The organism is Promicromonospora sp. NPDC110617 (assembly GCF_055598465.1).
The window spans coordinates 1392254-1417033 of record NZ_JBVKBM010000001.1 but is presented as its reverse complement, the minus strand read 5'-3'; the positions used below and the strand labels follow the sequence as shown (position 1 = coordinate 1417033).

20 protein-coding genes and 1 tRNA gene are annotated in these 24780 nt (G+C 72.7%); 10 read left to right on the top strand and 11 right to left on the bottom strand.

What is annotated here, in order from left to right; genetic code table 11:
* Positions 1-3: 3 nt before the first annotated feature.
* The gene (locus ACZ7LE_RS06155; protein WP_470402424.1) at positions 4-1542 is read right to left on the bottom strand and encodes a helix-turn-helix domain-containing protein; all 1539 of its coding nucleotides are present in this window, start codon (positions 1540-1542) and stop codon (positions 4-6) included.
* 156 nt (positions 1543-1698) lie between these two features.
* Between ACZ7LE_RS06155 and aceA the strand changes: the two genes are divergently transcribed.
* From aceA to ACZ7LE_RS06135, 4 genes are all read left to right on the top strand, one after another.
* On the top strand, positions 1699-3057 hold the full coding sequence (aceA, locus tag ACZ7LE_RS06150; protein WP_470402423.1) for an isocitrate lyase: 1359 nt from the start codon (positions 1699-1701) through the stop codon (positions 3055-3057).
* The gene (gene aceB, locus ACZ7LE_RS06145) at positions 3057-4943 is read left to right on the top strand and encodes a malate synthase A (protein ID WP_470402422.1); all 1887 of its coding nucleotides are present in this window, start codon (positions 3057-3059) and stop codon (positions 4941-4943) included. Before aceA ends, aceB begins: the two co-directional genes overlap by 1 nt.
* Positions 4944-5289: 346 nt before the next feature.
* Complete coding sequence (locus tag ACZ7LE_RS06140; RefSeq protein WP_470402421.1) at positions 5290-7047, top strand: M15 family metallopeptidase; 1758 nt, start codon at positions 5290-5292, stop codon at positions 7045-7047.
* Between the two features lie 61 nt (positions 7048-7108).
* On the top strand, positions 7109-7897 hold the full coding sequence (locus tag ACZ7LE_RS06135; RefSeq protein WP_470402420.1) for a hypothetical protein: 789 nt from the start codon (positions 7109-7111) through the stop codon (positions 7895-7897).
* Between the two features lie 39 nt (positions 7898-7936).
* On the opposite strand, the gene lysA is transcribed toward ACZ7LE_RS06135, so the two are convergent.
* From lysA to ACZ7LE_RS06115, 4 genes are all read right to left on the bottom strand, one after another.
* A complete protein-coding gene (gene lysA / locus ACZ7LE_RS06130; protein ID WP_470402419.1) occupies positions 7937-9298 on the bottom strand; it encodes a diaminopimelate decarboxylase in 1362 nt (453 codons plus the stop codon).
* A complete protein-coding gene (gene argS / locus ACZ7LE_RS06125) occupies positions 9295-10956 on the bottom strand; it encodes an arginine--tRNA ligase (RefSeq protein WP_470402418.1) in 1662 nt (553 codons plus the stop codon). The genes lysA and argS overlap by 4 nt, the downstream gene beginning before the upstream one ends.
* 109 nt (positions 10957-11065) lie before the next feature.
* A complete protein-coding gene (locus ACZ7LE_RS06120; protein WP_470402417.1) occupies positions 11066-12604 on the bottom strand; it encodes a hypothetical protein in 1539 nt (512 codons plus the stop codon).
* A complete protein-coding gene (locus ACZ7LE_RS06115; RefSeq protein ID WP_470402416.1) occupies positions 12604-13197 on the bottom strand; it encodes a SigE family RNA polymerase sigma factor in 594 nt (197 codons plus the stop codon). The genes ACZ7LE_RS06120 and ACZ7LE_RS06115 overlap by 1 nt, the downstream gene beginning before the upstream one ends.
* Positions 13198-13465: 268 nt before the next feature.
* Here ACZ7LE_RS06115 and ACZ7LE_RS06110 point away from each other — a divergent pair.
* Positions 13466-13541, top strand: a tRNA-Arg gene (locus ACZ7LE_RS06110).
* A 97-nt stretch (positions 13542-13638) separates the two neighbouring features.
* Here the strand turns inward: ACZ7LE_RS06110 and ACZ7LE_RS06105 are convergent.
* The 3 genes from ACZ7LE_RS06105 to ACZ7LE_RS06095 all read right to left on the bottom strand — a co-directional run bounded on the left by ACZ7LE_RS06105 (position 13639) and on the right by ACZ7LE_RS06095 (position 16547).
* A complete protein-coding gene (locus ACZ7LE_RS06105) occupies positions 13639-13815 on the bottom strand; it encodes a tyrosine-type recombinase/integrase (protein ID WP_470402415.1) in 177 nt (58 codons plus the stop codon).
* A 55-nt stretch (positions 13816-13870) separates the two neighbouring features.
* On the bottom strand, positions 13871-14167 hold the full coding sequence (locus ACZ7LE_RS06100; protein ID WP_470402414.1) for a hypothetical protein: 297 nt from the start codon (positions 14165-14167) through the stop codon (positions 13871-13873).
* Between the two features lie 655 nt (positions 14168-14822).
* Positions 14823-16547 carry an ABC-F family ATP-binding cassette domain-containing protein gene (locus ACZ7LE_RS06095; protein WP_470402413.1) on the bottom strand — a complete coding sequence of 575 codons (1725 nt, stop codon included), beginning with the start codon at positions 16545-16547 and terminating at the stop codon, positions 14823-14825.
* 494 nt (positions 16548-17041) lie between these two features.
* On the opposite strand from ACZ7LE_RS06095, the gene ACZ7LE_RS06090 reads away from it, so the two are divergent.
* The 4 genes from ACZ7LE_RS06090 (at position 17042) to ACZ7LE_RS06075 (ending at position 20311) form a co-directional block, all read left to right on the top strand.
* A complete protein-coding gene (locus ACZ7LE_RS06090) occupies positions 17042-18034 on the top strand; it encodes a TerC/Alx family metal homeostasis membrane protein (RefSeq protein WP_470403282.1) in 993 nt (330 codons plus the stop codon).
* A gap of 130 nt (positions 18035-18164) precedes the next feature.
* A complete protein-coding gene (locus tag ACZ7LE_RS06085; protein WP_470402412.1) occupies positions 18165-18986 on the top strand; it encodes a TSUP family transporter in 822 nt (273 codons plus the stop codon).
* 44 nt (positions 18987-19030) lie between these two features.
* Complete coding sequence (locus tag ACZ7LE_RS06080; protein WP_470402411.1) at positions 19031-19591, top strand: STM3941 family protein; 561 nt, start codon at positions 19031-19033, stop codon at positions 19589-19591.
* A 54-nt stretch (positions 19592-19645) separates the two neighbouring features.
* Positions 19646-20311, top strand: a complete 666-nt coding sequence (locus tag ACZ7LE_RS06075; RefSeq protein ID WP_470402410.1) for a CYTH domain-containing protein — start codon at positions 19646-19648, stop codon at positions 20309-20311.
* Between the two features lie 22 nt (positions 20312-20333).
* Here ACZ7LE_RS06075 and ACZ7LE_RS06070 read toward each other — a convergent pair whose 3' ends face one another.
* From ACZ7LE_RS06070 to ACZ7LE_RS06060, 3 genes are all read right to left on the bottom strand, one after another.
* Positions 20334-21161 carry a M15 family metallopeptidase gene (locus ACZ7LE_RS06070; protein ID WP_470403281.1) on the bottom strand — a complete coding sequence of 276 codons (828 nt, stop codon included), beginning with the start codon at positions 21159-21161 and terminating at the stop codon, positions 20334-20336.
* Positions 21162-21325: 164 nt separating this feature from the next.
* Positions 21326-22372: a hemolysin family protein gene (locus ACZ7LE_RS06065; protein WP_470402409.1), complete on the bottom strand. Its 1047-nt coding sequence runs from the start codon at positions 22370-22372 to the stop codon at positions 21326-21328.
* The gene (locus tag ACZ7LE_RS06060; RefSeq protein ID WP_470402408.1) at positions 22369-23820 is read right to left on the bottom strand and encodes a hemolysin family protein; all 1452 of its coding nucleotides are present in this window, start codon (positions 23818-23820) and stop codon (positions 22369-22371) included. The genes ACZ7LE_RS06065 and ACZ7LE_RS06060 overlap by 4 nt, the downstream gene beginning before the upstream one ends.
* 173 nt (positions 23821-23993) lie before the next feature.
* On the opposite strand from ACZ7LE_RS06060, the gene ACZ7LE_RS06055 reads away from it, so the two are divergent.
* Positions 23994-24767, top strand: coding sequence for a response regulator transcription factor (locus tag ACZ7LE_RS06055; RefSeq protein ID WP_397392337.1), 774 nt, complete (start codon positions 23994-23996; stop codon positions 24765-24767).
* Positions 24768-24780: the final 13 nt, after the last annotated feature.

Below are 24780 nucleotides of genomic sequence, written 5' to 3'. Positions count from 1 at the left end.
GCCTCAGCCCTCGGGGGCGTGCCGCTCCAGGAACGTGTAGACCTCCGTGGTCTCCACGCCCGGGTACGCACCCGAGGGCATCGCGGCGAGCATCGACGCGTGCGGACGGGCGGAGGGCCACGCGAAGTCGCCCCACTTCTCGGTCAGGTCCGCGGGCGGACGCCGGCAGCACGACTCGTCGGGGCACCGCGACGCCGACCGGACCGTCGTCTCGCGCCCGGAGAACCACTTGACGTGCGCGAACGGCACGCCCACCGACACCGAGAAGGCGCCGTCCGACGTGTTCTCCACGCGCGAGGTGCACCAGTAGGTGCCCGACGGCGTGTCCGTGTACTGCGCGTACGGGTTGAACCGGTCCTCGACGTCGAACACCTGGCGCGCCGTCCACTGCTTGCAGACGTGCTGGCCCTCGACGGCGCCCAGGGCGTCCGAGGGGAACCGCACGCCGTCGTTCTCGTACGCCTTGTGCAGGATCCCGGACTCGTGGACCTTCATGAAGTGCACCGGGATCCCGAGGTGACGCGTCGCGAGGTTGGTGAACCGGTGCGCGGCGGTCTCGAAGGACACGCCGAACGCGTCGCGCAGGTCCTCGATCGCGATGGCGCGCTCGTCCTTGGCGTCGCGCAGGAACTTCACGCCCGGCTTCTCAGGCACCATCAGGGCCGCCGCGAGGTAGTTGGCCTCGACCCGCTGGCGCAGGAACTCGCCGTAGTGGCCCGGCTCCGTGTGGTCGAGCACGTGCGAGGCGAGCGCCTGGAGCAGCGCCGAGCGCGTGTTCGAGCGGCCGCGGAACCCCTTGGACGGCAGGTAGACGCGCCGGTTGCGGGTGTCGATCACCGACCGCGTCGAGTGTGGCAGGTCGCTCACGTAGTGCAGCGTGAAGCCGAGGTGCGCGGCGATCTCCGCGGCCATCCGCTGCGGGAGCGGCCCGGAGATGTGCCCCACGTCGGCCAGCAGCTCCTTGGCGACCTGCTCCAGCTCGGGCAGGTAGTTGTCCTTGGCGCGCATGTCGTCGCGAAGCTCGCCGTTGGCCCGGCGCGCCTCCTCCGGGGTCGCGGCGCGCTCGGTGTGCAGGCGTTCCAGCTCCCGGTGCAGCGCCAGGATGGTCCCGAGCGCATCGGTGGGCAGCGACTTGCCGATGCGCACACCGTCGATCCCGAGGGACGCGAACAGGGGGCCGCGCTGCACGCGCTCCAGCTCGATCTCCAGCGCGTCCCGCTCCGACGGCGGCTCGGCCGACAGCAGGTCGTCCACCCCGGCGCCGAGCGCCCGGGCGATGGCCTGGAGCTGCGAGAACTTGGGCTCTCGCTTCCCGTTCTCCAGCGTGCTGACCTGCGACGGGGCCCGGTCGATGGCGGCGGCGAGATCTTCGAGCGTCATGCCCTTGCCGGTGCGCAGGTAACGGATGCGCCGGCCGATCGTGAGCGCGTCCGGCTCGCCGTCCGCCGGGGCCGGCGCCGGTAGAGCCGTTTGCCTGCTCTGCGTAGAACGCGGTGATGTCGCGTTTCGGGCGGTTCCGCGATTTCCGGTGCTTCCTGCCATGCCAGAGGGTGACATAGGCAAAGGCTTCCGATCAACAGAAGAACACGAAAACTTCTGCGCGGATCTGCTTGAGAAGGGGGTTGCGGGGGGCAGATGGTCGTAACACGTCACCGGCAGACGCGGTGGCAACGTTCCGTCCCGAGAAGGAGACCCGCCATGAGCGCACCCACGATCAACCCCACGTCCGAGGCGACCACGTCCGCGACGACCGCGGTGCCGGCGCAGGCCTCCGTGCGCGCCGGGGACCAGGTCCAGACCGCCGAGGAGCTCCGCCAGTCCTGGGCGTCCGACCCGCGCTGGGCCGGCATCGAGCGCAGCTTCACGGCCGAGGACGTCGTCGCCCTGCGCGGCTCGGTCGGCGAGGAGAACACCCTTGCCCGCCGCGGCGCCGAGCGCCTGTGGCGCCAGCTCCACGAGGAGGACTACATCAACGCCCTCGGCGCGCTGACCGGCAACCAGGCCGTGCAGCAGGTCAAGGCGGGCCTCCAGGCCATCTACCTCTCCGGCTGGCAGGTGGCCGGCGACGCGAACCTCTCGGGGCAGACCTACCCCGACCAGTCGCTCTACCCGGCCAACTCCGTGCCGGCCGTGGTCCGCCGCATCAACAACGCCCTGCTGCGCGCCGACCAGATCGACGTCGCCGAGAACGGCACCCCCACCCGCGACTGGCTCGCGCCGATCGTGGCCGACGCCGAGGCTGGCTTCGGCGGCCCGCTGAACGCGTACGAGCTGATGAAGTCGATGATCCAGTCCGGCGCCGCGGGCGTGCACTGGGAGGACCAGCTCGCCTCGGAGAAGAAGTGCGGCCACCTTGGCGGCAAGGTGCTCATCCCCACCCAGCAGCACGTGCGCACGCTCAACGCGGCCCGGCTCGCGGCCGACGTCGCCGACGTGCCGTCCATCGTGATCGCCCGCACCGACGCCGAGGCCGCGACCTTGATCACGTCCGACGTCGACGAGCGCGACCGCCCGTTCATCACCGGCGAGCGCACCAACGAGGGCTTCTACAAGGTGACCAACGGCATCGAGCCGTGCATCGCCCGCGCCAAGGCCTACGCGCCGTACTCCGACCTGATCTGGATGGAGACCGGCACACCGGACCTCGAGCTCGCCCGGAAGTTCGCCGAGGCCGTGAAGGCCGACTTCCCCGACCAGATGCTGAGCTACAACTGCTCGCCGTCGTTCAACTGGAAGAAGCACCTCGACGACGACACGATCGCCAAGTTCCAGCGCGAGCTGGGCGCGATGGGGTTCACGTTCCAGTTCATCACCCTCGCCGGCTTCCACGCCCTGAACTACTCGATGTTCGACCTGGCCCACGGCTACGCCCGCGAGCAGATGTCGGCCTACGTGAAGCTGCAGGAGCAGGAGTTCGCCGCCGAGGAGCGGGGCTACACCGCCACGCGCCACCAGCGCGAGGTCGGCACCGGCTACTTCGACCGCGTCGCCACCGCGCTCAACCCGGACTCCGCGACCACCGCGCTGGCCGGCTCGACCGAGGCGGCGCAGTTCTGATGACCGCCACCATCGACAGCCGCGCCCAGGGCACCAGCCCCTACGACGCCGACGCCGGCCTGGCCGGGATCGGCACCCCGCCGGCGGCCCGGACCGGGTCCGCCCCGGTGTCCCGCACCACGTCCGCCCCGCCGTCGACCCCCGCTCCCGCGCAGGCGCCCGCCCCGGCCCTCGCGCCCCGGAGCTCGGCCCCCAGCACGCTGCCGAACGGCGGGGTGGGCGCCTCGGGGACCGGCGCCCGCCGGGGCGTGATCACCGTGACCGCGGCCGTCGGGCCGCGGTACGGCGAGATCCTGACGCCGGAGGCCCTCGCGTTCCTGGCTCTCCTGCACGACCGGTTCGACGCCCGCCGCGACGAGCTCATCGCGCAGCGCCAGCTCCGCCGCCAGGACATCGCCGACGGCAGCGACCCCGACTTCCGGGCCTCGACCCGGCCGGTCCGGGACGACCCGGACTGGCGGGTGGCCGGATCGCACAACGCGCCCGGCCTGGAGGACCGGCGCGTCGAGATCACGGGCCCCACCGACCCGAAGATGACGATCAACGCGCTCAACTCCGGAGCGCGGTGCTGGCTGGCCGACGCCGAGGACGCGTCCAGCCCCACGTGGCCCAACGTGATCGAGGGGCAGCTCGCGCTGCACGACGCGATCCGCGGCACCCTGAGCTTCACGAACGAGGGCGGCAAGGAGTACACGCTGCGGTCGGCCGACCTCGTGGACCTCCCGACCATCGTGTTCCGCCCGCGCGGCTGGCACCTCGACGAGGCGCACCTGCGGTACACGGACGCGAACGGCATCACGAGCAGCACGCTCGGCAGCCTCGTGGACTTCGGCCTCTACTTCTTCCACAACGCCGCCGAGCTCATCGCCCGCGGCCGTGGCCCGTACTTCTACCTGCCCAAGCTGGAGGGCTACCGGGAGGCGCGGCTGTGGAACGAGGTCTTCGAGGTCGCGCAGGACGCGCTCGGCATCCCGCGGGGCACCGTGCGCGCCACGGTGCTCATCGAGACGCTGCCGGCGGCGTTCGAGATGGAGGAGATCCTCTACGAGCTGCGTGACCACTGCGCCGGGCTGAACGCCGGCCGCTGGGACTACCTGTTCTCGGTGATCAAGTGCTTCCGGACGCGCGGGGAGTCGTACGTGCTGCCGGACCGCGCCCAGGTCACCATGACGGCGCCCTTCATGCGCGCGTACACCGAGCTGCTCGTGGCCACCTGCCACAAGCGCGGCGCGCACGCCATCGGCGGCATGAGCGCGTTCATCCCCGACCGCCGCAACCCGGAGGTCACGCGGCAGGCGTTCCAGCAGGTCGCCGCCGACAAGAAGCGCGAGGCCGGCGACGGCTTCGACGGCACCTGGGTGGCCCACCCCGACCTCATCCCGGTGGCCGAGGCCGAGTTCGACGCCGTGCTCGGCGACGCACCCCACCAGGTCACCCGGCTGCGGCCCGACGTCGCCGTGGGGCAGCACGAGCTGCTCGACGTCGCGTCGGCGCGGCGGGCCGGGGCGACCGTGACGTCCGCCGGGCTGCGGTCGAACGTCTCGGTCGCCGTGCGCTACCTCGACGCGTGGCTCCGCGGTACCGGGGCCGCCGCGCTCGACAGCCTCATGGAGGACGCCGCCACCGCGGAGATCTCCCGGTCCCAGGTGTGGCAGTGGATCGCGTCGGGCACCGTGACCGACGACGACCGGCAGCCCGTGACCCGGGAGCGGGTCGAGGCGATCCTGCTCGACGTCGTGGCCTCGCTGCCGCACGGCCAGGGCAACCGGATCGACGACGCGGCCGACATCTTCCGTGCCGTCGCCCTGGAGGACGACTTCCCGGCGTTCCTCACGAGCCCGGCCTACCAGGGACACCTGGTGGGCTCGCCCGTCGACCGGCCGTAGCCGGTCGACCCCAGGCTGGGACGCCCCGCTGTCGGGGCGTCCCTTCCATCCGCCCGACGCCGTGCCCGGTCGCCGCTCTCTCGGCGCCCCACCACCCCTGGGGTGAGACCGGCGCGGCGTCGGGCTCTCTCGCCGGGGTGCCGCTCGGGGTGTCGAGTCGGGTGCCGCGGCGAGGCGACTCCGACAAGCACGACATCCCGGTTGTTGCATGCGCCGTCAGTAGCGCTACCCTGGGCGTTCTTCGACGGACGGCAGCGGGCGCTCGACGGCACCGCTGCACCGACCGGTCGGCGGGGCGGACCGAGGTTCGCCGGCGCCGATGTCATACGCAAGGGGGCGTTGACCAGTGAGCGAACAGCCGAGCGGTGCACAGCCGGCGGACCGGACGTCGGGCGGGGGCGGGCGTGCTGGTGCTGCCGAGCCCGGGATGTCCGAGCCGGGGACGTCCGGGCCGCGGTCGTCCCCGCCAGGAGCGGCATTCCGCCGACGCGACGACCGCCGCCGCGCGCCCCTGAGCCGCCACGGGCGCAGCGCCTGGACCGGTGTCGTCGCCCTGGCGGTGACCGGAAGCGTCCTGGTCAGCGCGTCCGCGAGCGTCCCGCCGGCGGGCGCCGGGCTGCTCGGCACGCCGACGGCGGGCGTGGCGACGATGCCTGCGGCGTCGGGCCCGGGGCAGACGACGGCGCGGCTCGGCGCCGTCCGGCACGCCCGTCCCGCGCCGTCCGCCGTGGCGGACGGCGTCACCGTGAGCCAGGTCCTCGCCGTGCTGGACCGCGCCGAGCTGACCCTGCGGCAGAGCTCGGATCCCAGCCCCGGCATCGCCCAGGCCGCCGCGGAGCTCGGCATGCTCTACACGACCTACCAGGCGCAGCAGCTCGCCCTGGCCGCGGCCGACCGGCCGCTCAGAGTCGAGTCGGCCCCGACGGCGGGTGAGGCACGCACGGCGGCCCCCGCGGCCGAGGTCGTGCGCGCCGAACAGGTGTCGCGCACCGTCACCAGCACGCTCCGGCAGACCAGGGCCCCGGAGTGGGGCCCGTCAGAGTCCTTCCCGCCTCAGCGCGCCGTCCCCGCGGAGGGGCCGGGCTACGTGACGTTCGACGAGGTGGCCGTCGCCGCGATGCGGCTCGCGAACATGCTCGACCCGTCGTCGCCCACCGCGCTGATGGACACGCTGCCGGACGCCGGCACGTCGCTGCGCCGGAACCTGCTGGAGACCGTGGCGGCCTACGGCGACTCCACCGCGGGGTACGCGAACGGCCGCATCCCCGCGGACGTGCTCTGCGCGCTGCCCTTCGCGCCCGGCCACCTGCTGCGCTGCGACGCGGCCGAGCGGCTGACCGCGCTCAGTGCCCGCTTCGAGGACGAGTTCGGCTACCCGATCCCCCTGACCGACTCGTACCGCTCGTACGACCTGCAGGTGGCGGTCAAGGGCACCAAGCCGCACCTTGCGGCCATCCCCGGCACGTCGAACCACGGCTGGGGCCTCGCAATCGACCTGGGCGACCCCGTCGCCGGGGGCAGCTCCCCCGAGTACGTGTGGCTGCGCCTGCACGCGCCCGACTACGGCTGGGACAACCCGTCCTGGGCCCGGCTCGACGGCGCCAAGCCCGAGCCGTGGCACTTCGAGTTCTTCGCGGCGGGCTCCGTCCCGAACCGCGCCATCGACCCGGCCGACGTCGACACGTGGGGGTCGCCCGCGGGGTCCCGGACCGATCCGGCGGACCCGGGCTCCCGGCCCGCGGAGGAGGCCGCGGCGACGAAGCGGCCGGCGTCCGGCGAGGACGGTTCGGGCTCCGGCTCCGGCGCGAGCGGCGGGCAGGACGGCGGATCCGGCGGGACCGGGGGTTCCGGCGGCGGCTCGTCGACGGAGCCGGGCGGCAGCACGCCGACGACTCCCGAGCCGCCGGCCCCGGCCGAGCCCACACCGACCGAACCGCCCGCGCAGGAGGACCCGGACTCCCCCACCGGCACGGGCCTCGTCGAGGACGTGGTCGGCGGCACGGTCGGACTGGTCGGCGACACGGTCGAGGGCGTGGTCGGCGGCGTCGTCGGCGGCCTGCTCGGAGGCGGCAGCACGAGCGGGGCCACGAACCAGGCCGGGTGATCTTTCACCTCTGGCCCGGGTAGGTCGCCTTTTCGCCCTTTTTGCCGGATACGGTGCGCCCATGTCCGACGACGAGAGCGCGACCCGCGCTCCAGAACTGAACCCGTCCGCCGAGCCCCTTCCGGCTCCGGGCGCATCAAACGGCTCCGTCTCCGACGCCTCGAACGGCAGCACGACGGCGGGCGGGCCGGTCACGAACGACCCGGCCACGAACGACCCGGGCGCGACCGACGGAACGGAGCAGGCAGCCGGCCAGGTGCTGACCGCCGAGAGCACGGCACCGCTCGCGGACGACGCGACCGGGCCCGCGGCTCCGGCTCCGGCTCCGGCTCCGGCTCCGGGGCAGGCGTTCGGAGGCGTCGTGGCGTTCGTCAAGAACCACGCCGTCACCCTCGTGCTGGTGGTGCTGCTGATCGCGGCCGTGGTGTGGGGTGCGCTCGGCGTGGTCTCGACGAACGACTGGCAGTCGCGTGCGTCGACGCTCTCGTCGGACCTGGCGAGCGCGGAACAGACCCTCGCCGAGGCCCGCGCGACCATCGACGACCTGGAGATCGCCAAGGAGCGGGCCGAGACCACGGCGACCGCCTGCATCGGCGCGATCGACGACGCGGACGCCATGCTCGAGGTCTCGGCCAAGATCGACGACAAGACCGTCGTCTACCTGGAAGGTCTGAACGACTTCATGGCCGCGGTCAACGCGGGCAACATCGCGGCGGCGGAGACCATCGCCACCGAGATCGACGCGCTGTCCGTGCAGCTCGAGGAGCTGAACGAGCAGATCAACGGCCACATCGACGACTACGAGGACTCCGCCGAGGGGTGCCACGTGGACGACGCCCAGGGCGTCTGACCCGGGTTCCGGCCGCGCGGCGGCCGGAACCCGGACACGTCAGCCCTGGTCGAGGCCCAGCAGGTCGTCCTCGGTCTCGCGGCGCACCAGCACCCGGGAGGCTCCGCCGGTCACCGCGACCACGGGCGGGCGGGGCAGCATGTTGTAGTTCGACGCCATCGACCGCCCGTAGGCGCCGGTCGCGGCGACGGCGAGCAGGTCGCCCGCACGCACGTCGGCGGGGAGGCGCACCTCGTGCACCACGATGTCGCCGGACTCGCAGTGCTTGCCGACCACGCGCGCCAGCACGGTCTCCGCCGTCGACGTCCGGCCCACGACCTCGGCGTGGTACGCAGCGCCGTACAGGGCCGGGCGGATGTTGTCGCTCATGCCGCCGTCGACGGACACGTAGGTGCGCGCGAAGTCCGCGCCGTCGTCGGCCGAGACCGTGACGGGCTTGACCGTGCCGACCGTGTACAGCGTGAGGCCCGCCGGGCCGACGATCGCCCGGCCGGGCTCGATCGAGAACCGCGGCAGCCCCGTGCCCAGCTCCTGGCACACCCCGGCCACCGACTGCGCGATGTCCTTGGCGACGCGCTCCGGGTCGAGGGCGACGTCGCCGGGCAGGTAGGCGATGCCGTACCCGCCGCCGAGGTCGACCTCGTCGACGAGCACGCCGGACCGCTCGGCCAGGTCGGAACGGAGGCGCAGCACCACGCGGGCGGCCGCCTCGAAGCCGTCCGGGTCCAGGATCTGCGAGCCGATGTGGGAGTGGATGCCGAGCAGCTTGAGCTCGGGGTGCTTGAGCACCTCCAGCAGCGCGGTCATCGCGGGGCTCTCCGCCCCGCCCGCGGCGTTGACCGACAGCCCGAACTTCTGGTCCTCGTGGGCCGTCGCGATGTACTCGTGGCCGCCGGCGTGCACGCCCGTGGTCACGCGGACCATCACCGGCGCCACAACCCCGCGCTCGCCCGCGAGGCGCGCGACCCGCTCGATCTCGACCAGCGAGTCCACGATGATGCGGCCGATCCCGGCGTCCAGGGCGCGCAGGATCTCGGCGTCGGACTTGTTGTTGCCGTGCAGGCCGATCTCGGCCCCGGGCACCTCGGCCCGCAGCGCGACGGCGAGCTCGCCGCTGGAGGCGGTGTCGACGCGCAACCCCTCCTCGCGCGCCCAGCGCGCGACGGCCACGGTGAGCAGCGCCTTGCCGGCGTAGTACACGTCCACCCCGGCGCCGACCGCGCCGAACGCGGCCTCGAACGCCGTGCGGTAGGCGCGGGCGCGCATGCGGAAGTCGGCCTCGTCCAGCACGTAGGCGGGCGTGCCGTGCTCGGCGGCGAGGTCGCGGACGTCCACGCCGGCGACGGCCAGCGCGCCGTCCGGCAGCCGGCCGACGCCGGTGGACCAGGGCGCGCCGGTCACATCCGCTCCGGAGCGCTCACGCCCAGCAGGTCGAGGCCGTTGGCCAGGACCGTGCGGACGGCGTCGTTCAGCCAGAGCCGGGCCCGGTGGGCGTCCGTGACCTCCTCGTCCGGGTACGGCGTGACGCGCAGCTTCTCGTCGTCGTTGTACCAGGAGTGGAAGTCGCCGGCGAGGGCCTCCAGGTAGCGGGCCACGCGGTGCGGCTCGCGCAGCTCGGCGGCCTGCGCCACGATCCGCGGGAACTCGGTGAGGCGGCCGATCAGTGCCGCCTCCGAGGCGTGCGAGAGCTGCGCCGGGTCGAACCCGTCCGCGCGGCGCACGCCGCGCTCCACGGCCTTCGCGCCGATCTGCACGGTACGGCTGTGCGCGTACTGGACGTAGAAGACGGGGTTGTCGTTGGTCTGCTTGAGCATGTCCTCGCCCTGCAGCTCCAGCGGCGTGTCCGCGGGGTAGCGCGCGAGCGAGTAGCGCACGGCGTCCTTGCCGATCCAGTCGACGAGGTCGCGCAGCTCGATGATGTTGCCGGCGCGCTTGGACAGCTTGGCGCCGCCGACGTTGACGAGCTGGCCGATCAGCACCTCGATGTTCGTCTCCGGGTCGTCCCCGGCGCAGGCCGCGATGGCCTTGAGGCGGTTGACGTACCCGTGGTGGTCGGCGCCGAGCAGGTAGATCTTGCCCGGGAACCCGCGGTCCTTCTTGGACAGGTAGTACGCGGCGTCCGACGCGAAGTAGGTGGGCTCGCCGTTCGCCCGGACCATCACGCGGTCCTTGTCGTCGGTGAAGTCGGTGGTGCGCAGCCAGACCGCGCCCTCCTGGTCGAAGACGTGACCCTGCTCGCGCAGGCGTGCCACGGCCTTCTCGACGGCGCCTGAGCTGTGCAGGTCGCGCTCCGAGAACCAGACGTCGAAGTGCACGCCGAAGCTCTCCAGCACCTCGCGGATCTCGGCGAGCTGGTGCGCGTACCCGGACTCGCGGGCCACCGCGACGGCCTCGTCGTGCGGCAGCTCCGGCAGGTCCGGGCGGTCCGCGAGCACCTTGGCCGCGAGCTCCTTGACGTACTCGCCGCGGTAGCCGCCCTCGGGCACCTCGCCGTCGGTGGCACGCGCCAGGACGGACTCCCCGAAGCGGTCCATCTGGGCGCCCGCGTCGTTGATGTAGTACTCGGCGGTCACGTCGGCGCCTGCGGCGCGCAGGATGCGCCCCAGCGAGTCGCCCAGCGCGGCCCACCGGGTGTGCCCGATGTGCAGGGGGCCGGTCGGGTTGGCGCTGATGAACTCCAGGTTGATCACCTGGCCGGTCAGGGCCTCGCCCCGGCCGTACGACGCGCCGGCCTCGACGATGGTGCGCGCGAGCTCGCCCGCCGCGGCGGCGTCGAGCGTGATGTTGAGGAAGCCCGGGCCGGCGACGCCGACGGACTTGATGCCCGGGGTCGCGCCGAGGCGTGCCGCCAGGTCCTCCGCGAGCGCCCGCGGCGTCGTGCCCGCCTTCTTCGCGAGCTGGAGGGCGACGTTCGTGGCCCAGTCCCCGTGCTCTCGCTGCCTGGGTCGCTCCACGTGGACCGAGGCCGGGACGGCGTCGGCGGGCAGGGCGAGTGTGCCGTCGGCGACGGCCGCGGCAAGGGCAGCGCTCAGCGCTTCGGAGAGCTCGGTGGGGGTCACGGATCGATTCTATCGGCCGGGCCGCGTGCCCCGCCCCGGTTGTCCACAGGCGCCGGACGGCGGTGGCGCACCCCACACCGGGATGCGCCACCGCCGTCCGGCGCGACCGTCAGTCCGTGCCCACCTCGAGGGTGCCGAGCATCTGCCAGAAGCGCTCGCCGGAGTCCGGCGGTCCGTCGTAGGTGAGCTGCACGAACCTGCCGTCGGGGAGCTCCACCTCGGCCCGGGCGTTGAACGCCGCGGCCTCGTCCTCCCCGTACGCGGTGTAGTCGGTCATCCGGACGGTCGCGCGCTCCGCTCCCGGGACGTCGAGCCGGTACCCGCCGACCGGGATGTCGCCGTTGCCGAGGATCCCGGCCTCCTGGATCGAGGCTCCCACGCCCTCGTAGTCGTCGCCCGGGGCCTCGCGCACGAGCTCGCCGCCCTCGCCCATGCCGACCCAGTCCGCGGGCACCCGCAGACGCAGGTCCGGCAGATCCGACACGACCACCCAGTCCTGCGGGACCGCCGGCGCGGCGTCCACGAGCGCCTGGGCGTCGATCAGGTCCTCGTAGGCGGGCAGGTCGTCCGCCTCCGGCGTGAACTCCAGGCTGCCGGCGATCGTGCTCACGACCTGGTCACCGTCCGCGCCCTCCGGGACGTACACGTCGATCGAGTAGGTACGTCCCCCGGCCCGGCGGACCTCGATGAAGGCGTGGAGCGTCCCGTCCTGCGGGTCCAGCTCCGCGCCCGCGCGGTCGGCGCCCGGGGGCAGTTCGAGACCGTACGCGTAGCCGAACTCCTCGTCCGGGACAGATGAGACCCCGGACGTGGTCACCTGCAGTCGCAGCTCCCCGTCGGCGTCGTCCACCGACACGGTCGGCCAGTTGTCCTCCCGGGTGGCGGACAGGTCGTCCTCCACCCAGTCGCCCGGGACCGCGAAGCTCAGGCCCTGGTGCTCCTGGACCGCCCAGTCCGCGGGGTGCTCCTCGATGACGTCGAGCACCAGACCCTCTATGTCCAGGTCGTCCTCGGTCGCGTCGGGATCGACCCGGACGCCGTCGATCAGCCGCTCGAACATCTGCGCCGAATCGGGCGCGTCCGGCAGCACCACGAGCACCTGGACGGTCCGGCCGGACTCCAGCTCGACGTCAAGCACTCCCTCCGGGCCGCCGCTCCAGCCCTCGTCCACCATGAGGTACCGCGCCGACACCGCACCCGGCACGTCGGTCTCGACCATGTCGCCATCGGACTCGGAGGGCGAGTCGCCCTCGGCGAGCGGCACGACCGTCACCGCGGACGTCACCTCCGCGGGATCGAACGCCCCGTCCTGCTCGTCCGAACCCCAGGAGGGGTAACCCTCGCCCTGGTCGTACGCCTCCCAGTCGGAGGGCACCGACAGCAGCAGCCCGCCCCCGGACACGTCGTGCCACCCGTCCCCGAAGGGCCAGCCGGCCGGCAGCGCCTGCCTGCCCGTCGCGACCAGGCCGCCGACGGTCACGACCGCCGCGACGGCGAGCGCCACGGCGCCGCCGATCACCCCACGCCGGGTGCGCTCGTGCCGGATCGCTCGCCGAGCCATCATCTCGCCGTCGATCCCGGCCACGGGCCCGACCTGGCCCGCCGCGTCGTGGATCAGGGTCACCAGGCTGTCGCTCTGCTCCTTCATCACTGCGCCTCCTTTCGCGAGGTGTTCCGTTCGACGACCTGAGCGGCCGCCGACTGGTCCGTGCCGAGGACCGCTCGCAGGCGGTCGAGACCGCGGGACGCGCCCGACTTCACGGCTCCGACGGAGATCCCGAGGTCGTCCGCCGTCTGCTTCTCCGTCCGGTCCAGCAGGTAGCGCAGGACGACGACACGGCGTTGTCCTGCGGGGAGCTGCCGGAGCGCCCGCACCAGCGCGTCGCGGTCGACGACGTGCTGCGTGCCGTCCGACGCGGGGCCGGGGCGCAGATCGGCCGGGGCCACCAGGACGTCGCGCCGGGTCCGTCGCCAGCTGTCGATCCGGGCCGTGGCGATCACCCGGCGGGCGTAGGCGAACGGTTCGCCGTCGCCCACCCGGCCCCAGGCCCGGTACGTCCGCTCCAGGGCGAGCTGCACCAGGTCGGCGGCCCGGTGCGTGTCGCCGCACAACAGGTAGGCGATGCGGGACAGCTCCGGCGACCGCTCCCTGGCGAACGTCGTGAACCGCTCCGCCGCTGTGCCCGTGGTCACCACCCGGGCACGGGGATCGTCGAGGACCCCCGCGTCGTCACTCACCATGTCCACCACCTCGTTCGTCGTCCGCGTACCCGTCCGCACGCCTCAGGTCTCGAGCACTTCGAAGATGCACGGCACACAGACGCAGGCGAGCGAGAGAAGGTTGCCGGGCGATCCGCACTTCTCCTGCCCGCCACCAGGTTTCACGTGGCATGCTCCCTGGGGGCACGCGGCAGCGCGGGTCACACCGCCCGATGCACACTCCGGGCCGCTCACCTGGTAGTCTCGCTTCGGCCGTTAGGAGAGCACCGCCTCCCCGAACAGCGGTCACGCGCCTGTAGCTCAGTGGATAGAGCGTCTGCCTCCGGAGCAGAAGGTCGGGGGTTCGAATCCCTTCAGGCGCACCACCCGGAAAAGGGCCCCTCACCAGGCATCACGCCAGATGAGGGGCCCTTTCGCGGTCCCGGGCCGGGAGCGGTTCCCCACCAATCTCCCCACCACAAGTCAGCGGCCCGCGTACTTGTCCATGGCCGCGGCGGCCCGTGTGAGCGCGTCATCGTGCGACCGGGCATAGAGGTTGGTCACCTTGATGTCCTCGTGCCCGAGGATGTCCCGGACGACGTTCACCGGCACGCCGGCTGCGAGGTAGTTGGTCGCCGCCGTCGCCCGCAGGTCGTGCACCCGGAAGCCGGCGAACCCATGCCGGGGCGCCGAGCCTTCGCAGCGGGTCGGCGGCTCAGGTCTCCCGGGAGAACTCGGCTGCAAGAACGCCGGCCAGGTGCCGATAGTCCTCCATGAGTGGTCCCACGAGCTGTGGCTGCATTTCGAAGTGATCGCGTAGTCCCTTGGCAAGGTCCTCAGCCCTTGCGCCGAGATCGCCTGAGCGCTTGGCGCTACGTCGCTCGAATGATCGCCAGCGCCGGGCAGCGATGGCGAGCATTTTGTTGATGTCCTCGTTATGGACGACAGGCGAACCGCTCCGACAGAGCTCGAGAAGAGCGGTCCGAGCGGCATCCTGAGTGACCTGATCCATGCCTGCAGGATCGCACGTGCCCGGTGCGTTACTCGATCATCTATCGCTCTCAACAGTCAGTCCCGCACGTGCACACGCCCAGCAACACATGTCCCACCAATCTCCCCACCGGAGCGCCGAAACGAGCCGCGCGAGCCCGAGTTTTCCGGGTGAACCGTGCCACGGCAGCCGCTAGATTCCGACGATTCGGACCGATCCAGGATGCTCCGGAGCATAAGGTCGGGGGTTCGAATCCCTTCAGGCGCACAGTGTGATGAGTCGGGACATCGTTCATAGATGTTCCGACTCATTGCTTTGTGACGGCACGGACCGCAGCCTTGCCCGGAGTGCTGTTGGTGCTGGTCAGGCCGGGGAAGGCTGCAGAGCCCCAAAGGGCCGAGTCATCCGCCAGCCGTCCGGCTCCTGAGCGCCTGACCTGCGTGTGCGGCGAGCTCGTGGGGCGGGCCGGTCCGGAGGGCTGGCCGTACCGCCGCGTCCGGGATCTCGGGGAAGACTGTCCGGCAGGCTTGGATCTGACAGTTGCCGCTGCGACGGGCGAGTGATGTTGTCGCCCAGGTATGAACGATGTCGTGAACCAGCACACCTTCAGGCGCACAGTCGAAACAGGCCGCCACCAGCGCACATGCCGGTGGCGGTCTGTTTCGTTCCCGACGCTCTACGACACCCGTCCCCCGGAATGCACCCGGAGGCTCCGCACCCGGCCCTCCGCCGTCGCCCGCTCCCGCCACCGCCGGTCGTGCGTGACGGTGACCACGGCCCCGGGATAGTCGTGCAGGGCGTCCTCCAGCTGTTCGACGAGCTCCGGGGCCAGGTGGTTCGTCGGCTCGTCCAGCAGCAGTACGTCGCTGGGTACCGACACCGCGACCGCGACCTCGAAGCGCCGGCGCTGCCCGACGGACAGGTCGGGCACCATCATGCTCAGGTCACCCGGCGAGAACAGCCCGAGCGCCAGCAGTCCCTCGGCGGCGTCCTCGCGGAACGCATCCGTCGCGCCGGCGAAGGCGTCCAGCAGGGTGCTTCTCGACCCGGTCGCGAGGTCCTGACGCAGCCACGACACCTGGAGCTCCGGCCGGTGCCAGACCCTGCCCTCCTGCGGCACGAGCTCGCCCGCGAGCACCCGGAGCAGCGTCGTCTTGCCCGCGCCGTTCGGCCCCGAGATCAGCCAGCGGTCGCCCGCGTGGACCTCGAGCGCGTCGAGCACGAGCCGCGGTCCGGCCCCGTCAGCGCCCAGGCGCACGGCGTCGGCCGCGATCAACGGCGGATCCGCCCCGAGGCCGTCGTCCACCACCACAGCGGAGGACGTGAAAGGCGGCGCGAAGCGCAGCGGCTCCGCCGGCCTCGGAGCGGGGCGGTCCTGCAGGCGCACGACCCGCTCCTTGGCCTGTCGGATCCGGCTCGTCGCCCCGTGACCCCTGCTCCGTGCGCGGAAGGCGCCGTGGCCGAACGAGGCCTGCTCCTGCTTGCGCGGGATCGCGTCGAGGCGGAACGCGTTGGCGGTCACGAGCGCCTCGTTCCGGGCGAGGTCCCGGCGCCAGGCCTCGTGCTCGTCGAGCAGCCGCCGCCGCTCGGCCGCACGGGCCGCGAGGTAGCCGGCATAACCGTTGCCGTACCGGCGCAGGGCGCCGTCCTCGATGCCCACGACGTCCGTCGCGAAGTGGTCGAGGAAGGCCCGGTCGTGCGTCACGACCACCAGGGCACCACGGTGCCGCGCGAGCTGCTCCTCCAGCCAGGCGATCCCGGAGTCGTCGAGGTCGTTGGTCGGCTCGTCGAGCAGCAGGAGCTCGGCCTCCGCGGACAGCGCCGCCGCGAGCGCCAGCCGGGCCTGCTCGCCGCCCGAGAGCGAGGCGACGGCGCGCCCGCGGTCGAGCCCGCCGAGCGACAGCTGGTCGAGAGCCGCGTCCAGCCGCTGGTCCAGGTGGTAGCCGTCCCGCGCCTCGAAGCGCTCCATCGCCGACGACAGCCGCTCCAGGAGCAGAGGTTCCTCCACGGCCTGCGCGCGGGCGAGGCGGTCGGCGACGTCCTGTACCTCGGCCTCGATCCGGCGCACGTCGGCGAGCAGGTGGTCGAGCGCCTGGGCGACGGTCGAGCCCGCGGGAAACTCGGGCTTCTGCTCGGCCAGCACCAGCCCGCCCGGCAGCTCGACGAGCCGCTCGCCCGCGGAGAGCGGGGCGGTTCCCGCGACGGCGCGCAGCAGGGTCGACTTGCCGGAGCCGTTGTCGCCGATCACCGCGACGCGGTCGGCGGGGCCCACGGTGAGGTCGACGCCGTCGAGCACGGCGCGGTCGGCGTAGCGGACGGCGGCGCCGCGCAGCGCGCAGACGCGATGCGGTGTGCCGCCGGAAGCGTGCGTGCCAGGTCGCGTCGGTAGTGATCGGGTCATGGGAGAACTCCTCTCCGCGACGCACGGGCGGTCATGCCCGCGGGTCACGGCACACGCGCTCCACCAGGAACGCAGGATGTACGGGGACCTCGCGCCGGGGACGACGTCGTCGTCGGGCGCGCGAAGGACCCACCGCGGAGAAGCTCGACGCGGTGTCCCGTACTAGCGAAGCAGAGTGCCCATGCCGAGGACCGTAGCAAGGCGGCCCCGGCCGCCCCAGGTTTTTTCGGCCCGCGGCCGCACGAGGCTGCACACCGCGACGAACTCGGTGGGTGCATTCCCGGGGCGATGCCGTAGACTCCCAGCCGCGGGGGGAGTACTTCCCAACACCGTCCCGGTCATTACGGCGCTGCTACCAGTGCCTCGGGCGGCGGCCTTGCTCAGCAAGGCGAAGGAGACCTCGGAGCCGACCTATCTTTGGAGACTCCTTGCTCGCCTCGCTGACGAGTTCTGCTGCCCCTGCCTCCGGCCTGACCACGGTGGCCACCCCCACGATGTGGGCCGTCACCATCGTGGCCGTCCTCGCCCTCGTGGTCGTGGACTTCCTCATCACCCGGCGCCCCCACGAGGTCTCGATGCGCGAGGCCCTGGGCTGGAGCGCCTTCTACATCGCCCTCCCGCTCGTGTTCGGCGGCTGGATCTGGGCCACCTTCGGGTCGTCGACCGGCGTGCAGTACCTGACCGGGTACCTCGTCGAGAAGTCGCTGTCCGTGGACAACCTCTTCGTGTTCATGCTGCTGCTCAGCGCGTTCGCAGTGCCCAAGGCCCTGCAGCAGCGCGTGCTCCTGCTCGGCATCGTCGGGGCGCTGGTGCTCCGCGGCGTCTTCATCGCCCTCGGCGCGGCCGTCCTGGCCAACCTGAGCTGGGCCTTCCTGCTCTTCGGCGCGATCCTGCTGGCCACGGCGGTCAAGATCCTCCGCGACCAGGTCAAGGGCGACGACCACGCGATCGACGTCTCCGAGCTGCGGTCGGTCAAGGTGATCCGCCGCTTCATGCCCGTCACCGACGACTACCGCGGCCCCGCACTCTCCGTGCGCGAGGGCGGCAAGCGGATGCTCACGCCCCTGGCGGTCGTGGTCGTCGCGATCTTCGCCGCCGACGTCGTCTTCGCCGTCGACTCGGTGCCCGCCGTCTACGGCATCACCAGCGACCCGTACCTGGTGTTCGCGACGAACGCCTTCGCCCTGCTCGGCCTGCGCGCCCTGTACTTCGTGCTCCAGGGCGCCCTGAGCAAGCTGGTGCACCTCGGCTACGGCCTCGCGACGATCCTGGCCTTCATCGGCGTCAAGCTGGTGCTGCACTGGGCCCACGGCATCTGGGCCGGCGTCCCGGAGATCCCGACCCTTGCCTCGCTCGCCGTGATCATCGGCGTGCTCGTGATCGTCACCTGCACCAGCCTCCACGCGACCCGCAACGACGACGTCGAGAAGGCCGACGACGCCGAGAGGTCGAGCGACGTCGAGAAGGCCGAGCCCGGAGCGCACTGACCCGGGTATCCCGACGTGTCAGACGTGCAGGCCCCTCGGGTGACCTGCACGTCTGACCCGTGGGCGAGGGTTCCGCGAGGCGGGCGGCCACGGCGGGCCGTCGCCGTTCCGCCGTAGAGTCCAGCCCGTCATGGACACCGCACTGGACCTCACGCTCACCGTCGTCGTCGGCGGCACGATCGCCGCGCTCCTCATGGGCCTGTCCAAGACCGGGCTGCCGCCGCTGGGCGCCCTCGGCGCGGCGCTCATCGCCTCGGTGCTCCCGCCGGTCCAGGCCGCCGGGGTCGCGCTGCCCCTGCTCATCGTGGGCGACCTGGTCGCCGTCAGCGCCTACGGCCGGAACGTCCGCTGGCCCGTCCTGCGGGCCCTGCTCCCCAGCGTCGCGTTCGGGCTCGTCGTCGGCTTCGCGGCCCTGCGCTGGGCCCCGCCCGACGTCAGCGCCCGGATCGTCGGGGCGCTGCTCCTCCTCGCCGGGCTCGGCGACCTGGTCCGGCAACTCGCCGCGCGCCGCGCGCGGCGTCGTCCGCCCCGGCCCGGCACTCCCCCGTCCGATCCGGTGCCCGACGGCGACGCCGCACCCGGCGGTACCCGCACCTGCGACCGGCTCGCCCGCGCCGCACTCGGCGCCACGGCCGGGGTCTCGACCATGATCGCGAACGCCGGCGGCCCGCCCATGAGCCTCTACCTGCTGCGGGCCGGGATCTCGCGCGCCGGGCTGCTGGGCACGGTCGCGCTGTTCTTCCTCACGGTGAACGTGGCCAAGCTGCCGTTCAGCGCGGGGCTGGGACTCGTCTCCCCCGGGTCGCTGCACGTCTCGCTGGCGCTGCTCCCGGGGATGATCGCGGGACTCCTGCTCGGCAGGCTCGTGGCCCATCGCATCTCCGGCCCGGTGTTCAGCACCTTCGTGCTGGTGGCGACGGCGGCGGCCGGCGCGCGGCTGCTGTTCACCTGACCCCGGGCTACCGATCCGCCCCCACCGGCCGCTAGTGTCCGGATATGCCCGACGAATCCGTCGACTTCTACCCGTCCCGAGCGCACGTCGTCACGCTCGCGCTCGCCACCCTCGCGCTGGTGGTGCTCTGCGCGATCGCGACCCGACTCGGCTTCGACGCCGCGCAGACCAGCGGCTCACCGGCCGCGCTGACCGTGGTCTCCGTGAGCGCGATCGGCGTGCTGGTCTTCACCGGCCTGGGCCTCATCGTGGTGCGGCGCCTGCTGCTGCCCGCGTGGCCCGTGCTCACGCTCGACGACGACGGCCTCACCGACTGGCTGCCCAACCTCGGCGTCGAGCAGGTGCTCTGGTCCGAGGTGACCGGCGTGCGCGAGGCCCGGCTGGCCTTCCGCCGCGTGCTCGCCGTGGACGTCACCGACCCACGGGCCGTCGTCGTCCGTCAGCGGACGTTCGTCCGGCGCATCGCCGCCTCGGTGAACTCGCTCCTGGTCGGCACCCCCGTGGTCCTCAAGCCCGGGAGCATCGCGAGCCGCCCGGAGGAGCTCTCCGCGGCGCTGACCGGGTTCGTCGCCGGCCGTGCACCCCATGCGAAGCCGGTTGCGTAGACTTCTGGGATCATCCGCCGGGAATCATCTGCCGAGCATGGCGAAGGACCTCTCATGAGCGACGACCTCTTCGACGAGCCGGCCGCCGACGAGCCCGACCAGGGTTACGCCGACTTCGAGTTCGAGCGGCGGTTCTTCGTGCGCGACCTGCCGGCCGAGCTCAAGGACGCGCCGGCGCTCATCGTCCAGTCCTACTTCCTGGCCGACGACGGCTACGCCCTGCGCGTCCGGGTCCAGGCCGGCGACGTCGACGCCGACATGACGGCCGACACCGATCCGGCCGAGCTGCTCCGCGCGCACGTCGCGGACATCGACTTCGCCGCCGTCACCGTCAAGGGACCCGCGGTCGGGGGCACCCGCTACGAGGCGGAGCGCGAGCTGGACCCGCGCGTCGGCGTGGAGCTGGTCCGCCGCGGCGGCGCACCGATCGTCAAGGTCCGCTACGCGGCGTGGCTCGGGGCGGACGGCTGGTCGATCGACGTCTTCGGCGGGGCCAACCACCCGCTGGTGGTGGCCGAGTGCGAGCGCTCCGGGCCCGTCACCGGCCTGCAGATCCCGGACTTCTGCGTCACGGAGATCACCGACGACCGGCGGTTCTCCAACGAGTCGCTGGCCATGGAGCCCTACAGCGCGTGGGCGCCGTCGTTCGCCGCGGAGCTCGCCGAGCAAGGGCCGACCTTCCGGCAGGACTTCGGACCCAACACGCACCTGCGCCTCTGAGCGAGGCGCCCCCAGGGCACGGTCAGCCCCGCCACTCGCCCTTCTCGACGACGCCGGTCACGAACTCCCAGTGCCACGGCTCGTACTTGCTGCCGCCGAGCTGTGCCCAGGACGGGTTCTGCCAGCCGTACGCCGGCGCGTTGGCCCACAGCCACGAGAAGACGTCGCTGTCGCCCGTCTCCTTGGAGCACAGGTCGATCGCCAGGCCCCAGCCGTGCATGGAGGTGCCCGGGGAGGCGGCGTAGTAGCCGCGGGAGGCCTTGAGCTCGTACTGCGTGCTCAGGTCGCGGTAGCTCGCGACGAGACACAGCTCGCGGCCGAACGACGCGCGGAACGCCTCGTTGAGCGCGCTGAGCGACATCGCGGCGTCCGGCCGGAGGTACTCCCCCGGCTGCCACAGCTCGCACAGCGAGTGGTCGGCGAGCCCGCCGTTCGTCCCGTCCACGGAGGCGTTGACGTCGCAGTTCGGCAGGGGGCTGCGGTCCAGCGAGCGGCTGGCAGCCGACTCGGGCCGGGTGAGGGCCTCGGCCCGGACCACGGAACCCGAGGTCTCCGGCCGCTCCACGGGCTGCGTCACCAGGTCGAGCACCGACGGGCCGGTGGGCGGCGCCTCGACGTCGAACGGGGACTCGCCCGGTGTGTCGACCGCCTGCGCGAACGGCGCCGCGATGGTCGCGGCTGCGAGGGTGCCGACCACGGCGGCCCGGGAGATGAGCCGCTGCCCGGCAGGGACCGAGGACGTGGGCCGGGGTGCCCTGGGGACCGCTCCGGTGACCAGCCGGTCGAACGACGTCACCTTGCGCATCGCCTGCGTGTGCAGCTCCGCCTCGCGCCGCTCGCGACGCGTCATGAGCACGGGCGCACTCGTCACAGCCGTGGACTCCACTCGTCCTCCGTCGTCATGTGTCCGCGGCCCCCTCGCGTTCCGTTATGTGCACGTGACATTAACCTGGGTCGGCCCGGCTGCCAAGCCCGACCGGTGGACGGCCTGTGGACGGCCGCGTCGCGCCGCCGTCAGCGGCGTTGCATCGCGTCGCGGACCTCGCCCACCAGCTCCTCGAGGATGTCCTCGAGGAACACCACGCCGAGCACCTCGCCGCCCGGCCCCTCGACCCGCGCCAGGTGCGAGCCCGAGCGCTGCATCACGCGCAGCGCGTCCTCGACCTCGTCGTCGGGCGCGACCGCCGCCAGGGCGCGCACGCGCCAGACCGCGACCGGCTCGAACCGGGCGGGCCCGGTGGCGTACAGGACGTCCTTGAGGTGCAGGTAGCCGACGAGCTCGTCGCCGTCCTCCCGGCGCGTCACGACGGGGAACCGGCTGAAGCCGTGCTTCGAGACGAGCCGCTCGACGTCGTCCGGCGTGCTGGTCTCGTCCACGGCCACCAGGCCGTCGACCGGCACCATGACGTCGCGCGCGGTGCGGTTGGAGAACTCGATGGCACCCGTCAGCAGGCCCTGCTCGTCGCGCAGCACACCCTCCGCCTGGGAGTGCTCCACGATGGACTGGACCTCCTCGGCGGTGAACGCCGAGGCGACCTCGTCCTTGGGCTCCACGCCGGCGAGCCGCACCGCGTGGTTCGCGATCCAGTTCAGGCCGACGATGACGGGGCGGAGCGCCCGGCCCAGGAGCACCAGCGGCGGCCCGAACCACATGACGGCCCGGTCCGGACCCGCGACCGCCAGGTTCTTGGGCACCATCTCGCCGAGCACGACGTGCAGGTACACGACGAGCGACAGGGCGACGACCAGCGCGATCGGATGCGTGAGCTCCTCGCTCACCCCCAGGGCGTGCAGCGGCCCCTCCAGGAGGTGCGCGATGGCGGGCTCCGCCACGATGCCCAGCCCGGTGGAGCAGACGGTCACGCCGAGCTGCGCGCAGGCCAGCATGAGCGACACGTGCTCCATGGCCCACAGGACGGTGACGGCGCGCCGGTCACCGGCCGCCGCGAGCGGCTCGATGGCGCTGCGACGCGCGGAGATGACGGCGAACTCGGCGCCCACGAAGAACGCGTTCCCCGCGAGCAGCACGAGGCCGACGACGAGTGCGGTGGTGGTGCTCATCGGTTCGCCCCCTTGCCGGAGCCGGTCCGGTCGAGACCGGCGCCGTCGGGCGGGTCGTCGTCGGGCAGCGGGCGGACCCGCAGGCGCTCGACGCGCCGGCCGTCCATGGCCTCGACGCGCAGGGTGACCCGGGCGTGCAGGCCCTGCGGGCCGGACTGGCCCACCACGACCTCGTCGCCCACCACGGGGACGCGGCCCAGCTCGGCCATCACGAGGCCGCCGAGCGTCTCGTACGCGGCGCCCTCCGGGACCTCGATGCCGGTGTACTCGTCGAGCTCGTCGGGCCGGAGGACGCCCGGCACGATCCACGACCCGTCGGCAGCGCGGGAAGCCCCCGCGCGCCGGGGGTCGTGCTCGTCCGCGACGTCGCCCACCAGCTCCTCGACGACGTCCTCCAGCGTCACGACGCCGGACGTGCCGCCGTACTCGTCCACGACCACGGCCATCTGCAGCCCGAACCCGCGCAACTCCACGAGCAGGGGCCCCAGGCGCACCGTCTCGGGGACGCGGGGCGCGTCCACCATGAGGGCGGCCGCGGGCACCTCGGCCCGCCGGTCGTGCGGCACGCCGACGGCACGGCGCAGGTGCACCAGGCCGACGATGTCGTCGCGGTCCTCCCCGATCACGGGGAACCGCGAGTGCCCGGTGCGCCGGGCGAGCGCGACGACGTCCTCCGCCGTCGCGTCCCGGTCCACGACGGACATGCGCAGGCGGTCGGTCATGACGTCGCGCGCGCTCAGGGTGTCCAGCTCGATCGAGTTGGTCAGCAGGGTCGCCACCGACTCCTGGAGCGTGCCCTCCTCGGCGGAACGCCGCACCAGCGAGGCGAGCTCGGACGCGGAGCGCGCCCCGGACAGCTCCTCCCGCGGCTCCACACCGAGGCGGCGCAGCAGCGCGTTGGCCGAACCGTTGAGCACCGCGATCAGCGGCTTGAACGTGACGGTGAACACGCGCTGGACCGGCACCACGAGGCGCGCGGTGGCCAGCGGCGCCGACAGCGCGAAGTTCTTGGGGATCAGCTCGCCGCAGACCATGGAGAACGCGTTCACCAGGATGAGGGCCAGGACGCCCGCGAGGCCGGCGGAGACCGCCGTCGGCACGGGGGTCGACCCGAGGGCGGACGAGATCAGGGAGTTCAGCGCCGGCTGGGCCGTGTAGCCGAGCAGGATGGTGGTCAGCGTGATGCCGACCTGGGCCGAGCTCAGCTCGGTGGAGAGGTGGCGCAGCGCGGTGCGCACGCTGCGGTCCCGCATGCCGTGGCCGAGACCTGGGTGGGCACCGGGCGAGGAAGCAGACCGGGACCCGCCGGGTCTGTCTCCCTCCGAGTCGTCGGAGTCGCCGATCACGGCGGGGTCGATGGTGACGAGGGAGAACTCCCCCGCCACGAAGACAGCGGTACCGGCGGTGAGCAGAACGCCTACCGCGACCAGGATCCAGTCGCCGGTCATCTCACGCTCCGGGGGGCACTGCGGGGGGCCTGATGGGTCCAGGGTTCTCGGTCTGGATGTCGCTCGATCATCGTGCGATAGATCGTAGCGGGAAGTGTGTGCGCAGCGCCCCGGAGGCCGACTCTCAGGCTGGCTTCAGTGTCTTATCAGGCAGGTACGGGCATGATTGACCTATGTCATCTGGTACTCCCCAGCCGTCTGGGGCCCCGCAGCAGCCCGGCGCGGCGTCGGCCGCCACCTCGACCGGTCAGCAGAGCGCGACCGTTCTCGTGGTGGAGGACGAACCCACGATCGCCACCGCGATCGCCCAGCGGTTGTCCGCCGAGGGCTGGCGCGTCGAGGTCGCACGCGACGGCCTGTCCGGCGTCGACGCCGCCTCCCGGCTGCGCCCCGACCTCGTGGTGCTCGACGTGATGCTCCCCGGCATCGACGGGCTCGAGGTCACCCGTCGCATCCAGGCGGAGCACCCGACCCCGATCCTCATGCTCACCGCGCGCGACGACGAGACCGACATGCTGGTCGGTCTGGGCGTGGGCGCCGACGACTACATGACCAAGCCGTTCTCCATGCGCGAGCTGGTCGCCCGGATCAAGGCGCTGCTGCGGCGGGTCGACCGCGCGGCGCAGGCCGCCGCGACCACGCCGGCGGACCCGCCCATGACGATGGGCGACGTGACGGTGGACCGCGCCCAGCGCCGCGTCTACCGCGGGGGCGAGGAAGTACACCTGACGCCGACGGAGTTCGAGCTGCTCGTCATGCTCGCCGGCTCCCCCAAGACCGTGCTCACGCGCGAACGCCTGCTCGCCGAGGTCTGGGACTGGGCCGACGCCAGCGGCACCCGCACCGTCGACTCCCACATCAAGGCGCTGCGGCGCAAGCTCGGCCCGGACCTGATCCGGACCGTCCACGGCGTCGGGTACGCGTTCGAGCCGCCCGCCAACCAGTGACGCCGGTGTCGTT